Annotated in this window: 14 protein-coding genes; 13 read left to right on the top strand and 1 reads right to left on the bottom strand. The window is 62.8% G+C overall.

Annotated elements, in window-relative coordinates; all coding sequences use genetic code 11:
* The first annotated feature begins 65 nt into the window (after positions 1 to 65).
* Complete coding sequence (locus tag GQ59_RS18875) at positions 66 to 1,664, top strand: winged helix-turn-helix domain-containing tetratricopeptide repeat protein (protein WP_084683223.1); 1,599 nt, start codon at positions 66 to 68, stop codon at positions 1,662 to 1,664.
* 508 nt (positions 1,665 to 2,172) lie between these two features.
* On the opposite strand, the gene GQ59_RS31995 is transcribed toward GQ59_RS18875, so the two are convergent.
* The gene (locus tag GQ59_RS31995) at positions 2,173 to 2,553 is read right to left on the bottom strand and encodes a hypothetical protein (RefSeq protein WP_037084001.1); all 381 of its coding nucleotides are present in this window, start codon (positions 2,551 to 2,553) and stop codon (positions 2,173 to 2,175) included.
* A 303-nt stretch (positions 2,554 to 2,856) separates the two neighbouring features.
* On the opposite strand from GQ59_RS31995, the gene GQ59_RS18860 reads away from it, so the two are divergent.
* The 12 genes from GQ59_RS18860 to GQ59_RS18805 all read left to right on the top strand — a co-directional run bounded on the left by GQ59_RS18860 (position 2,857) and on the right by GQ59_RS18805 (position 12,768).
* Positions 2,857 to 3,096, top strand: coding sequence for a hypothetical protein (locus GQ59_RS18860; RefSeq protein ID WP_037084377.1), 240 nt, complete (start codon positions 2,857 to 2,859; stop codon positions 3,094 to 3,096).
* A gap of 296 nt (positions 3,097 to 3,392) precedes the next feature.
* Positions 3,393 to 5,738 (top strand): putative monovalent cation/H+ antiporter subunit A, encoded by a 2,346-nt coding sequence (locus GQ59_RS18855; RefSeq protein WP_037084000.1) that lies wholly within the window; start codon positions 3,393 to 3,395, stop codon positions 5,736 to 5,738.
* A gap of 235 nt (positions 5,739 to 5,973) precedes the next feature.
* Entirely contained in the window at positions 5,974 to 6,411 is a 438-nt protein-coding gene (locus GQ59_RS18850; protein ID WP_037083999.1) for a Na+/H+ antiporter subunit B, read from the top strand.
* The gene (locus GQ59_RS18845; RefSeq protein ID WP_037083998.1) at positions 6,411 to 6,788 is read left to right on the top strand and encodes a Na+/H+ antiporter subunit C; all 378 of its coding nucleotides are present in this window, start codon (positions 6,411 to 6,413) and stop codon (positions 6,786 to 6,788) included. The genes GQ59_RS18850 and GQ59_RS18845 overlap by 1 nt, the downstream gene beginning before the upstream one ends.
* Before the next feature lie 147 nt (positions 6,789 to 6,935).
* Positions 6,936 to 8,501, top strand: coding sequence for a Na+/H+ antiporter subunit D (locus tag GQ59_RS18840; RefSeq protein ID WP_037083997.1), 1,566 nt, complete (start codon positions 6,936 to 6,938; stop codon positions 8,499 to 8,501).
* Positions 8,498 to 8,971 (top strand): Na+/H+ antiporter subunit E, encoded by a 474-nt coding sequence (locus GQ59_RS18835; protein WP_037083996.1) that lies wholly within the window; start codon positions 8,498 to 8,500, stop codon positions 8,969 to 8,971. The genes GQ59_RS18840 and GQ59_RS18835 overlap by 4 nt, the downstream gene beginning before the upstream one ends.
* Positions 8,968 to 9,372, top strand: coding sequence for a cation:proton antiporter (locus GQ59_RS18830; protein WP_037083995.1), 405 nt, complete (start codon positions 8,968 to 8,970; stop codon positions 9,370 to 9,372). The genes GQ59_RS18835 and GQ59_RS18830 overlap by 4 nt, the downstream gene beginning before the upstream one ends.
* Complete coding sequence (gene mnhG / locus GQ59_RS18825; protein ID WP_037083993.1) at positions 9,369 to 9,713, top strand: monovalent cation/H(+) antiporter subunit G; 345 nt, start codon at positions 9,369 to 9,371, stop codon at positions 9,711 to 9,713. Before GQ59_RS18830 ends, mnhG begins: the two co-directional genes overlap by 4 nt.
* 434 nt (positions 9,714 to 10,147) lie before the next feature.
* A complete protein-coding gene (locus tag GQ59_RS18820) occupies positions 10,148 to 10,579 on the top strand; it encodes a Ros/MucR family transcriptional regulator (RefSeq protein ID WP_037083991.1) in 432 nt (143 codons plus the stop codon).
* Between the two features lie 309 nt (positions 10,580 to 10,888).
* Positions 10,889 to 11,320, top strand: coding sequence for a helix-turn-helix domain-containing protein (locus GQ59_RS18815; protein ID WP_037083989.1), 432 nt, complete (start codon positions 10,889 to 10,891; stop codon positions 11,318 to 11,320).
* On the top strand, positions 11,313 to 12,140 hold the full coding sequence (locus GQ59_RS18810; protein WP_037083987.1) for a DUF6456 domain-containing protein: 828 nt from the start codon (positions 11,313 to 11,315) through the stop codon (positions 12,138 to 12,140). The genes GQ59_RS18815 and GQ59_RS18810 overlap by 8 nt, the downstream gene beginning before the upstream one ends.
* Positions 12,141 to 12,243: 103 nt before the next feature.
* Complete coding sequence (locus GQ59_RS18805; RefSeq protein WP_051904066.1) at positions 12,244 to 12,768, top strand: hypothetical protein; 525 nt, start codon at positions 12,244 to 12,246, stop codon at positions 12,766 to 12,768.
* Positions 12,769 to 12,791: the final 23 nt, after the last annotated feature.

Below are 12,791 nucleotides of genomic sequence, written 5' to 3'. Positions count from 1 at the left end.
TTTTCCCCATAGATAGGCATCGAGGCGGCGAAGGAAAAGTCCGCGATTGGAGAGCGGACGCCGGGATGGCTGTTTCGGGGCCAAAGCGGATGTTGCGCTCTCTGTTGCTGCGTCTGCCTGTTGCTGGTATTTTTTTTGGCATCATGACTCAACCTCGAGATGCTTTCGGTCCATTCGTGCTCGATCGCGCCGCCGGGCTGGTACGACGGGACGGCGAGGCGATTGGGCTTGGCCAGCGTGGCATCGCCCTTCTCGAGGCCCTCTTGAGCGCAGACGGACAGGCCGTAAGCAAGGACGATCTGCTGGCCCGAGCCTGGCCGGGGCTGATCGTCGAAGAAGCAAATCTCACGGTACAAATCGCGACCTTGCGCAAGGCGCTTGGCAAGGCACCGAACGGACTCGAATGGATCGCGACGGTACCTCGAATTGGCTATCGGCTGCCGCACACGCATTCACCGGAGCCTCCGCCGCGGGCGGTGCGCCCGACCATGGCCGTGCTGCCGTTCGGGAACCTCTCAAGCGATGGCGCATACCAATATTTCGCCGACGGTATGGTCGAGGACATCATCGTCGCTCTGTCGCGCTTCAGAACCTTTGCAGTGGTCGCCCGCAACTCATCTTTCGCCTATAAGGACCGGAACGCGCCCATCCGCGAGATCGCAGTCTCACTTGGCGTCCGCTACATTCTCCAGGGCAGCGTCCGTCGCCATGGCGATCGGCTTCGGGTCGCTGTTCAACTGGTCGATGCGGACACCGATACGCATCTTTGGGTGGATCGGTTCGATGGCGACATGTCGAGTCTTTTCGACTTCCAGGACCGCATCACGGATGCGGTTGTCGGGCTTGTCGAGCCGGAAGTCCGCAAGGCGGAAATCGAACGGGCGCGACGGAAGCATCCGGATAGTCTCGACGCTTATGACCTCTATCTTCGCGCCCTGCCGCACTTCCGGGGAGCCACCACTGCCGTTCGCGCCGAAGCAATACGACTGCTGGAGCAGGCCGTTCAGCTCGACCCCGGCTTTGCCACCGGTCTTGCTCACGCCGCCTGGGCCTACGAGCGTAACGAGACATTTGGCTCCGGCCTGAGCGAAGCCGAGCGGCAGCGCTGCCTGCAGCTTGCGGAAACGGCCTTTGAAACAGGCTATGACGATCCGCAGGTGGTCGCCATCTGTGCACTGGTGTTCACCAATGTCGGCCACGATCGCCAGCGCAGCCTCGCCATGCTGCGCGATGCCCGAAACGCCAATCCCAACAATCCAACAGTCCTCTCGCTCTTTGCCTTTCTCAATGTGATGGCAGGGGACATCGAGACTGGCAGGGAGACGTTTCTGCGCGCAATGCACATTGCTCCAGGCGCACTGGAGAATTACGAAATCATGGTAGGCGTCGGAATCGCACATTTGTTCAAAGGGGAATTCGAGCGGGCGGTTGAATGGGCCTCGCGGAGTCTCGCCGTGAACAACGAGTGGCTCGGGTCGTATTGGACCCTGGCGGCGGCCTACGCCCATCTCGGTCGCGTCGAGCAAGCGCAGGCGACGATCGCAAAGCTCCGCGCCAAAGCGCCACTGATGCGACTCCACGACCTCGAACGACACCGTCCGCGTTATGCGGAGCGATACGAAATCATGATCGATGGCGTACGCAAGGCCGGCCTGCCGGACTGAAGCCGCACTGACGGCGCTTGAACAGCCCTGGTCGATTTGGAGGATTTTGGCCCCGTTTTGGGACACAAATCGCCTCCTTCATCCACATTGCCCCCGTCGAGCCAAGATGGCGCTGAACGAGGGGAACCGAGATGATTTTTGCTGGAGCATTCCGACATTCCACGCGGCCGGCCAACAAGCGGTCGCGCACGAGGATCGCTGCCGTCTGGCTCAACGTCAAAGAGTGGTTGAAGGGCGCGGCGGAGCGTTTGCTGGTCGAAGAGCCCGGCGACGATCCCACAGCTCACTTCGGCCTCCGGGATTGGGCCGATCTCCCGCCTCACCATCCCGACTCACCGGAATAGGAGAATCCCTGTTTTGGTCGGGACTGATTTGAGAGGCCAACTCAGCTTACGCCGGCGTTCTTGCCGCCGGCCGGCTGCTTCGGCCCAGTCCCGCAAACGGCACGCTGCCAAGCAAGTCAGCGCAGCAAGGCCGCCGAGCTGGGGCGCGGGGTTCGGGCTGGCGACTAGTGCCCCAGGTTCTCGATTTCTGGAAACGGATAGTATTTGAGGCGGCTGTCCTGGCAACGGAGATCGTCGAGCGTGTAGCCCAGAATCTTACCGTCGCGCATGGATACGCCATAACGGGCGGGATAATTATACTGCCGTCCAAAGCCGGAAACGCAGAAGGCGTAGATATTCTTCTCCGGCTTGAGCAGGACGACGCTTGAAATCTGTGCGCCATAGATGTCTTTGTCACGGAACCCCATGCGATGGGCAGTTCTGAGCACCTCCCGCTTCACGGCATTCGTCGGCGGTGTCTGCGACGATGCGACGCTTTCTGGCACCGATGTCTGACAGCCCGTCAACAGCAACAAACCAGCGACTGCCGCAATCAAAAATTTCATGAACCACCCCTGTCACCTTGAGAAGACAGGGATAATACAGAGCCGGATCAAGCGGTCTACTCGCTCCACCATTTTGGCGCGAAACACTTGGAGCGTGTGGACATGCTGCAACGCTCGCGACAACCTGCCCCCTTTTGAACTTAGGCGGCGGGCCTGCTTCTGGCCCGAAGCTGCCCCCAAGCGTTCGTCGCCCTTGCCTTCAAATTCCCGAAAAGTCGCGTTTCTGTGTGTCTCGTCCGGTTCTGCTTGAGGCGGGGCCCCGTTTCCCATAGGAAATCACCTGCCTCAAACAACAGGAGTGAAATCGTGAGCGAACCGACCGTAGCGGAGGCAACAGGCCGCATTTATGAATCGCTCCAAGCGAACAACGCCGATATCGACGCGCATATCGCGGTTCTCAAGGCGGCGATGGCCCGAACGGGTTTGAAAGAGGCCGTATTCGATCCGGCTAAGCTCGTGCAGAACAACCGTTCTGGCAGAAAGCTGATGCAGGCCTATTTTAGGCAGCGCGGCGTGACGGTGAAGTTCTCGGCTTCGTCGTGAAACCTTTTCATGAGGTATGATGCCGGACCGTTGCTTGAGCATAGGCCAAGCATCAGCCGGGAGCGCGAGCCGACATAGCTCGACCGGCCGCGGAATAAGCAGTTTGCGACGCCGGCAATGACCGCTCATCGCGCGAAGCTGCCCCCAAGCGTTGGCAGCCCTTGCCGTCAAATCCCGGAAAGTCGCGTTTCTGTGTGTTTCGTCCGGTTCTGCTTGAGGCGGGGCCCCGTTTCCCATAGAAAACACCTGCCTCCGAACGGTCGGGCGGTGTGGGGCTTCTGAAGCGTGGAGATGACATGGCTGCCAATGCGCCGGCGTTGACGTTCTTCGCACTCTTCCTTCCCTTCGTCGCTTCCGTTCTGGCCCCCTTCCTCACCCGCCTTATGGGCGACAGGGCCGCCTTGGTCCTGGCGCTGGCCCCGGCGCTCGCGTTTGCGCATTTCTGCACCTTCCTGCCAGAAATCGCCGCCGGCGAGGTGGTGACCGGCGGTTATGCCTGGGCGCCGAGCTTCAATCTCTCCTTCTCCTGGTTCCTCGACGGCCTGTCGCTGACCTTCGCGCTTCTCATCACCGGCATCGGAACCCTGATCGTCCTTTATTCCGGCGGCTACATGAAGGGTCATGAGGGGCAGGGGCACTTCATGGCCTTCATCCTCGCCTTCATGGGCGCCATGCTCGGCCTCGTCGTCTCCGACAGCTTTCTGATGCTGTTCGTCTATTGGGAGCTGACCTCGATCACCTCCTTCCTGCTGATCGGCTTCGATCACGAGCGGGAGGCGGCGCGGCGCGCCGCACTTCAGGCGCTGGTGGTCACCGGCGGCGGCGGGCTCTGCCTGCTCGCCGGCCTGGTCTTCCTCTGGAACATCACCGGCGTCACCCAGCTTTCGCTGCTCGTGCACCTGGGCGACGGGCTGCGCCAGAGCCCGTTCTATCTCGCAACCCTGCTGCTGGTGCTTGCCGGCGCCTTCACCAAGTCGGCGCAGTTTCCGTTCCATTTCTGGCTGCCCAACGCCATGGAAGCGCCGACGCCGGTTTCGGCGTACCTGCATTCGGCGACCATGGTGAAGGCCGGCGTCTATCTGCTGATGCGGCTGAACCCGGTCATGGGGGACACGCCCGCCTGGGTGATCCTGCTGCCCTTCTTCGGCGGCATAACCCTCATTGCCGGCACGTTTCTCGCCGTCCGCCAGACGGACCTGAAGCTGATGCTGGCCTATACGACCATGGCCTCGCTCGGTCTCCTGGTCATGCTGACCGGCTTCGGCTCGGCCCATGCGGTCGAGGCGGCGGTGCTCTATCTCGTTGCCCATTCGCTGTTCAAGGGCGCGCTGTTCATGGTCGCCGGCACGGTGGATCACGAGGCCGGTACCCGTGACGTGACGAAGCTCGGCGGCCTGCGCGCGGCGATGCCGATCACCTTCGGCGCGGCGCTGCTGGCGGCGCTCTCGATGGGCGGCCTGCCGCTGTTCTTCGGTTTCCTCGCCAAGGAGGAGATCTATGCGGCACTCGCCGCCGGCAATCCGCGCGCGGTGTTTTTCACGGGCCTTGCCGTCATAGGCAATGCGCTGATGTTCGCGGTTGCCTTTGCCGTGGCGCTGAAACCCTTCCTCGGTCCCCATGTCGAGACGCCGAAACATGCCCACGAAGGCCCGGTGACGCTCTGGCTGGGCCCGGTGGTTCTCTCGGTGCTCGGCTTGGCTGCCGCACTCTTTTCCGGCGTGGCGCATCGTTACATCTCCTCGCCGATGGCAAGCGCGATCACCGACCAGAAGATCGCCGTCGACATCTCGAGCGTGCCGCATCTCGGCGTGCCGCTGCTTCTGTCGGTGATCACCGTATTGCTCGGTATGCTCGCCTTCTGGCGGCTGACCGACCTTCGGGCCTTCATGGTGCGGGCGCTTGAAAGCCTCGGCCCCGGCCCGGACCGCGGCTTCGATCTTTTCGTTTCCGACCTGGTGCGGCTTTCGGGCGCCGTCACCCGTCTCGTCCAGCCGGGCCGGCTGGAAATCTACATCACCGCCACCTTCATCCTGCTGGCGGTGACGCTGCTCGTGCCCCCCTTCCTGTTCGGGGAGCTCCCGGCAATGCCCGCCTGGCCGGAAGATCTGCTGGTCCAGGAAGCGGCGTTCTTCGCAATCGCGGTGATCGGCCTCATCGCCGTGCTGCGCGCAAAGGACCGGCTGACGGCGATCGTTTCGCTCGGCATCCAGGGTTTTGCCGTCGCCGTCATCTTCCTGCTGTTCGGCGCGCCGGACCTGTCCTTCACCCAGTTCATGGTCGAGACGCTGTCGGTCGTCATCCTGGCGCTGGTGATGACGCGGCTGCGGCTCACTCCGCGGGATCACCGGCCTTTGGGACAGTCTCTCTTCGACGGGATGGTCGCGGTCGCCTGCGGCCTCGGCTTCACGCTGCTGCTCCTGAAATCGACCGAGGCGCCGTTCGACACTCTGCTCACCGATTTCTTCAACACCTATTCCAAGACCGTTGCCCACAGCGCCAACGTCGTCAACGTCATCATCGTCGACTTCCGCGGCACCGATACGCTGGGCGAGATCGCGGTGGTGATGGTGACGGGGCTCGCGGTCCTGGCGCTGATCCGGGTGCGGGCGGGGCGTCGTGCCGGTTCGGGGGAGGGGCGATGAGACCCGTCATCGTGGCGCTCCCCTCTCTGCCCTGCCGGGCATCTTCCCCTCAAGGGGGGAGATCGAATCGCGGTGAGATTTCGGCCACCTCAAACCTTGCGGTGAGAGCGATGCTCGTGCGCCCAGCTGATCTCCCCACCCGTGGGGGAGATGCCCGGCAGGGCAGAGGGGGGCGCCTTGCTCGACGGTCCTGCGGGGGCTTCCCTCCTGCGTGCCGCCCCATGGAGGTGTCCCCGTGAACACCCTCATCCTGCGCACCGTCGCGCCCTCTCTTACCGCGTTGATGCTGCTGTTTTCCGTCTTTGTCCTGCTGCGCGGCCACAACGAACCCGGCGGCGGGTTCATCGGCGGGCTGATCGCGGCCTCGGCGCTGGCGATCTACGGCATCGCCTTCGGCGTCCCTTCGGTACGCCGCGCGATCCGGTTCCATCCGATGGCGATCGCCGGCTTCGGCCTGCTGCTAGCCACCCTTTCCGGCGCGCTCTCGATCGTGTTCGGCGTACCGTTCATGACCGGGCTATGGGTCTATCCGGTAATTTTCGACGTCGAGCTGCCGCTCTCGACGGTGATGTCCTTCGATATCGGCGTCTATCTGGTCGTGGTCGGGGCGATTACCTCGATCGCGCTTGCGCTCGAGCAGGAGCCGGGCTCCGACGTGGAGGAGAAGGACTGATGGAAGCGCTGTTTTCGATCCTGATCGGCCTGTTCTTTGCGGGCGCAATCTACCTCATCCTGTCGAAATCCACCGTGCGCATCCTCCTGGGCGTGGCGCTGCTCGGCAACGCGGTCAACCTGCTGCTCTTCACCGCCGGCCGGCTCACCCGCGAAGTGCCGCCGATCATCCCGGTCGGCATGGATGTGCTGTCGCCAGGCGCCGCCAATCCCCTGCCGCAGGCGCTGATCCTGACGGCGATCGTCATCTCGTTTTCCTTTTTCGCCTTCCTCCTGGTGCTGACCTACCGCGCCTACCAGGAGCTCGGCACCGACGATACCGACGAGATGCGGCTCGCCGAACCGCGGAACGAGCAACTTCCGCCCATGGGGTATTGAGGGCATGGTGTTGCAGGTCGTTACGCTCCTTCCCGCCACCGGCATCGGAAGCCGCGGCACCCCCCTCTGCCCTGCCGGGCATCTCCCCCTCAAGGGGGGAGATCGGCCAGAGGCGCGAGCCGGCAGGACAAGGAGGGACATCCACTGATGGCCACCCCAGCAGTCGATCTCTCCGCAGCCCTGATCCTCGCCGCGCCGGCGCCTGCCGACTGGCTGGTCGTTCTCCCCGTCGCGCTGATGATCGGCCTCGGTGCCGTTCTGATGATGGTGCGCAAGTCCGTCCGCCTGCATGGCGGCATCGCGATTGCCGGGTTGACGCTGCTCGTCCTCCTGGATGCCGCGCTGCTGTGGCGCGTCTCGGTCCATGGCCCGGTCACCATGGTGATGGGCCGCTGGCTGCCGCCCTTCGGCATCGCTTTTACCGCTGACCTTTTCGGCGCGGTCATGGCGCTCGCCGCGGCGATCATCGCACTTGCCGCCGGCATATTCGCGCTCGCCGATATCGACGCGAGCGGCCGGCGCTACGGCTTTTACCCGTTCCTGATGCTGCTGATGGCCGGCGTGTCGGGCGCGTTCCTGACCGGCGACATCTTCAACCTCTATGTCTGGTTCGAGGTGCTGCTGATCTCGTCCTTCGGCCTCCTGATCCTCGGCTCGCAGCCGGAGCAGATCGACGGCGCGCTGAAATACGCGGTCCTCAACCTGATCGGCACGACGCTGTTCCTGATCGCGGTCGGTTACCTCTATGCGATCTTCGGCACGCTCAACATGGCCGATATCGCCCGCAAGGCGGCAGGCCTGCGCGAGGCCGCGCCGCTGACGACGCTGACGGCGCTGTTCATCCTGGCGTTTGCGATAAAGGCCGCCGCCTTTCCGGTGAATTTCTGGCTGCCGGCCTCCTATCACACGCCGCGCGTGGTCGTGTCGGCGCTGTTCGGCGGGCTGCTCACCAAGGTCGGCATCTATTCGCTGATCCGCGTCACGGTCATGCTCTTCCCCGTCGAGCGCGAGGCGCTGAGCCTGATTGTCGCCATCTCGGCGGCGCTCACCATGCTGGTCGGCGCGCTCGGCGCCCTCGCGCAGAACGATATCCGCCGGCTCGTCGGTTACGTGGTCATCGCCGGCATCGGCAACATGATGGCGGGCGTCGCGATAGGCACGCCGGCGGCCGTCAGCGGCGCGATCCTCTATGCGCTGCATTCGGTGGTGACGATGACCGCGCTTTATCTGGTGGCGGGCGAAGCGGGTCGGCTCGGCGGCACCTGGGCGCTCTCCGGCCTCGGCGGGCTTTACCGGAAGGCGCCGTGGTTCTCGGGCGCCAGCTTCCTCTTGTTCCTCGCCGCGTCCGGCCTGCCGCCGCTCTCCGGCCTGTGGCCCAAGGTGGCGCTCCTGAAAGCCTCGCTCGATATCGGCGCCTGGTGGCTGGCCGCGGCGATCCTCCTTTCCGCCTTTCTGATCACGCTGGCGCTCGCCCGGGTCTTCCTGCTTGCCTTTTGGCGCCCGCGGCCCGACCCTGTTCCCGAGGCCGCCGCTCCGGCCGGCACGTCCGTCGACTGGCGTGTCGCCCTGCCGCTCGGCTGCCTGACGGCGCTCGTCGTTCTTTTCGGCCTGCTGCCGGAACCGCTGCTCGATCTGGCCCAGAGGGCGGCGGAGGGGCTCGGCGAGCCGGCGGCCTATATCCAGTCGGTCTTCCCGGGAGGGACAGCGCGATGATCACCTATATCCTGTCACTGGTCTTTGCCGTCGTCTGGGTCGCGGTCACCGGCAGCGCCACGCTGCACAACCTGATCTTCGGTTTTGCGCTGTCGACGCTCGTGCTCTGGATCGTCCGCGACGAGATGGGCGCCCGCGGTTACTGGCGGCGGCTCGGCCGCATCCTGTCGCTACTGGCGCTGTTCCTGAAGGAACTGGCGCTGTCGGCCTGGAAGGTGGCGGTGCTGGTGATGAGCCCGCGCATGGACCTGAAGCCCGGCATCTTCGCCTTTCCGCTGACCGTGACCCGCGATTTCGAGATCACCCTGCTTGCCAACCTCATTACGTTGACGCCCGGCACGCTGTCGGTCGACGTCTCCGAGGACCGCAAAACGCTGTTCGTCCACGCGATCGATTGTTCCGACATCGAAGCCACGAAGCGGGACATTGCCAGCGGCTTCGAGCGCAAGATCATGGAGGCGTTCCGATGACGACGGCTGAAATGATCATCGCCTATGCGGTCTGGCTGGCGCTCGTGGTGCTCTGTTTCTCCTTCCTGCTCACCGTCTGGCGGGTGATCAAGGGGCCGACGCTCCCCGACCGGGTCGTGGCGCTCGACATGCTGACCGGCATCGTCATCGGCTTCATCGCGCTGATCGCCATCCGCACCGGCTTCACGCTCTATATCGATATCGCCATCTCGCTCGGCCTTGTCGGCTTCCTCGCGACCGTCGCTTTTGCGCGGTTCATCCTGTCGCGCGGGAACAGAGAGGTGCCGAAAGAAGACAGGATGAAGGCGTTCACGGCGTCGGTGCCCGAACCGCGGCGCAAATCCGTAGCAAGGCGCCCATCCGGCACCGGGCCGGCCGTCCGGAGGAAGGCGAAGAAATGATGGACATTCTATTGGCCGCGATAACCGCACTTCTGATCCTCGGCGGCGCAGGATTCGCGTTGGTGGCGGCGATAGGCCTCAATCGTCTGCCGGACCTTTATACCCGCATGCACGCCGCGTCCAAGGCTGGCACGGTCGGCTCCGGGCTCCTGTTGCTTGCGGTCGGCGTCCATGCGGGCGACCTGCCGACTTTCGCAAGAGCGCTTGCAGGTTTCTTCTTCTTCGTGCTAACGGCGCCGATTTCGGCGCATTTGCTCGCTATGGCAGCGCACAAGGTTGGCTATCCACTTTGCGCTGAGTCCGTGCGGGATGAAATGAAGGATTACGATAAGCGAATATAATCCGTTCTGGACAGAGTTATAACCCTGTCGCCGTTGAGCAAATGCCCATCTATTCATCAGTAAAGCTGATGTAGGTGCGATATAGGTGGCAGAAAGGCTGGTAACCGGCGAAATTCGCACTTGGAGAAGAAGCGAAGCAGTGGTACTTCATTCCAAGTAGAGTGCAGATGTTGTTCTAGATTAGGCGTTCCCTCGTCATTTTGGTGAGTCGACAAGTTCTTCGAATGAGGAACGATAACGCCGTTCACATGCAAGGGAAGGTTACAATCGAACGCAATATCCGGTGTTAACCGTTTTCTTTTCCGCATGAAGCTTAGGGGTAGGCTTCGGTCGCAAGACGGCGGGGCGGCATAGGTTTCTCCGGAAGACTCTACGAACGGGCAGGTGTCGCGGAGGTCGCGGGGCCAGCCAGTCACTTAAACAGGAGACAGGAAATGACAGACGTCGCATTGGGCAAAAGCCCGGATCTGCTGGTAGAGCTGACCGCAGATATTGTGGCCGCCTATGTGAGCAACCATGTGGTGCCGGTCAGCGATCTTTCGAACTTGATCGCGGACGTGCATTCGGCGTTGAGCAACACCTCTTCGCCTGCACCCGTTGTCGTGGCCATCGAAAAGCCGAAGCCCCCGGTTCCGATCAAGAAATCGATCGAGGACGACTATCTCATCTGCCTGGAGGACGGGCAGAAGTTCAAGTCGCTGAAACGCCATCTGATGACTCACTACAACATGACTCCGGAAGAGTATCGCGAGAAGTGGGGCCTGCCGGCCGACTATCCGATGGTGGCTCCCGCTTATGCGGAAGCCCGCTCCAGGCTCGCCAAGGAAATGGGTCTCGGCCAGCGCCGCAAGCGCGGCAAGGCCTGATCCGGGCGACGCCGCCAAGGCAGGGAGGATTTGAGACCAGCCCGATGAGGACCGATCGCGAGAGCGGCGGCTGGCTGGTCTTGGCATCGAAGTAGAGATGCGGATAAAGAACCGGGCCGATCAAGTGCCCGGTTTTTCTTTTTTAGGCGGGCATCGCGGGGATGTGTAGAGGAAAAAAATCCCATTATCTTTCGGGAGCTTGCGGAAATTATCAACAATATCAGCGGATAATTGCGCGGAGACGGTTTCCAGCGTCCCCGCTTTTGCTCTAGGGTGTATGAATTAATTCCTATTAATTGAGGAGTTGTCATGCCTTTCGAGCGATATTTCGAGCCCTCCGCCCCGCCTTCCTCCTTGCCGTTTTCCCCGACTGTGCTGCTGGATACGGCCGGTTCGCCGAAGCTTCCCGCCAGCTTGCCGCTGAAGAGCGCCTGCCGCATCGTCCGCCAGATGGTCTGCGAACTGGTCCAGCTTTTCGGCGATAGGGTGATGCTGCGCCGCGACCGGCGCCGGCTTTCCTGCCATGTGCGCCAGATCGCCATGTATGTCTGCCATGTGGCGCTCCAGATTTCGATGAGCGACATCGGCGAGGCTTTCGGCCGGGACCGCACCACCGTCGGCCACGCCTGCCACGTGGTCGAGGATCGCCGCGACGACCTGGCCTTCGACGAGTTCGTCTCCGCCGTCGAGCGCATCGTCACCGCCGTTTTCGGCCTGTCGGAGGTAACGGCTCATGACTGAGGCAATCCGGAAACCCGTGATGGACAAGGCCGCGGACCCGGCCCTCAGGCGGCACCTCCTGCGGCTGATCCGCCAGCTCGCCCGCGGCGACTGCGCGATCGGGGCGGGTGAGGCGGGGGAGATCAGGCTCATCGGGGCGGAGGAGCGGACCTATCCCGAAGCGGTGATCGTGCAGGCCCGTTCGCTCGGACTGGCGCAGCTTGCGGACGGAAGGATTGCCGCAAGCGCGGCAGCGTCCAGCTTCCTGCGCCGTGCGCTGGTGACGGGCGAGGACGTGTTCGTCGAGCAGCATGGCGAGATCGTCATGGCATCCGTCGAGATCGACGGCGCCCGCCAGCCGGTGCGCCGAAACCTTGCGGAATCTCCGCTCGGCGTGATCGCGCGGATGAAGGACCGTGACGGAAAGCCCTTTTTGCCGGCCGAAGCCCTGGATGCGGGCGAGCGGCTGCTCGCCGATTTCACCCGCGGACAGCTCCAGCCCCGCATCACCGCTTCCTGGGAGCCGCGGCTCGCCACCCGCGCCAAGGGCACCGCCGGCGGCCAGGCCGACATTGCCGACAGCGCGATGTCGGCCCGCAACCGCTTCTCGAGGGCGGTGGAAGCGATGGGGCCGGAACTTTCCGGCGTCGCGGTGGATGTCTGCTGCTTTGCGAAGGGTCTTGAGGCCGTGGAACGCGAACGCCAATGGCCGGCCCGCTCGGCCAAACTCATGCTGCGCACCGCGCTGCTCGCACTCGCCCGCCACTATGCGCCGCCGGCACCGGTTAAATGCCGGCAGAACCATCACTGGGGCGCCGAGGATTACCGGCCGGTCCTGTGACGGAGATTGGTTAGGTTGACGCTGCAAATGCCGCCTACGTCCGCTTCGGCTCGAAGCGGACAAGGTCTTTAGCTTCTGCTAATGAGCGCGAAGGAGATTTCTATTGGAGCGGCTGCTCGTGCCACATAGCTTGCACCTATTTCGAAGCTTTGTTTTTGCCGTGGTTGGAGCGAGTTTGGCCATTGGCTCAACCCATGCCCAAACATTGGATGGTCTGCACGATTTTCAGCTCGGAAGTTCATTTGTCGAGGCGCAGCGGAATGCGACTGCAAACGGTTGGGAACTGAAACATTCCTCCCTCTCATTTCCGCACGAATGGATGGTCGAGGGGACGGATCTTCGTCTCTTCATCTGTGAGAACAGAGTGGCGGCCATTGGAAAACACCCGAGCGGGGAGTTTGAAGAGTTCGCGTCGATCGTAGGGAATCTTCAAGTGAAGTATGGCGCCCCGACTACCAAAGTTGCGACATTCATGGCTGGGGCGACGCGAACGTCCCTTGTCGACTCCAAATTCGATCTTGCCTCCGGCGAACACATAGTCGTGCAGCTAAGTAGCTGGGGAGGCAAGTTGAGTATCCATATGAATTACAGCTCAGACGTCGAATGTCAGGCAGCCGTTAAACCTTGACGGGATGATGTCCCGAGAGGTGG

Origin of the sequence: Neorhizobium vignae (assembly GCF_000732195.1) — a bacterium.
GTDB classification, from domain to species: Bacteria; Pseudomonadota; Alphaproteobacteria; order Rhizobiales; family Rhizobiaceae; genus Neorhizobium; species Neorhizobium vignae.
The sequence above is the reverse complement of the archived record's forward strand: the minus strand, read 5'-3'. Positions and strand labels throughout refer to the sequence as shown.

Bases quoted from the DNA above. Each gene is read 5' to 3' on its own strand.
- GQ59_RS18875 (WP_084683223.1), top strand. From the start codon at position 66: ATGGCTGTTTCGGGGCCAAAGCGGATGTTGCGCTCTCTGTTGCTGCGT.
- GQ59_RS31995 (WP_037084001.1), bottom strand. From the start codon at position 2,553: ATGAAATTTTTGATTGCGGCAGTCGCTGGTTTGTTGCTGTTGACGGGC.
- GQ59_RS18855 (WP_037084000.1), top strand. From the start codon at position 3,393: ATGGCTGCCAATGCGCCGGCGTTGACGTTCTTCGCACTCTTCCTTCCC.
- GQ59_RS18845 (WP_037083998.1), top strand. From the start codon at position 6,411: ATGGAAGCGCTGTTTTCGATCCTGATCGGCCTGTTCTTTGCGGGCGCA.
- GQ59_RS18840 (WP_037083997.1), top strand. From the start codon at position 6,936: ATGGCCACCCCAGCAGTCGATCTCTCCGCAGCCCTGATCCTCGCCGCG.
- GQ59_RS18835 (WP_037083996.1), top strand. From the start codon at position 8,498: ATGATCACCTATATCCTGTCACTGGTCTTTGCCGTCGTCTGGGTCGCG.
- GQ59_RS18830 (WP_037083995.1), top strand. From the start codon at position 8,968: ATGACGACGGCTGAAATGATCATCGCCTATGCGGTCTGGCTGGCGCTC.
- mnhG (WP_037083993.1), top strand. From the start codon at position 9,369: ATGATGGACATTCTATTGGCCGCGATAACCGCACTTCTGATCCTCGGC.
- GQ59_RS18820 (WP_037083991.1), top strand. From the start codon at position 10,148: ATGACAGACGTCGCATTGGGCAAAAGCCCGGATCTGCTGGTAGAGCTG.
- GQ59_RS18815 (WP_037083989.1), top strand. From the start codon at position 10,889: ATGCCTTTCGAGCGATATTTCGAGCCCTCCGCCCCGCCTTCCTCCTTG.
- GQ59_RS18810 (WP_037083987.1), top strand. From the start codon at position 11,313: ATGACTGAGGCAATCCGGAAACCCGTGATGGACAAGGCCGCGGACCCG.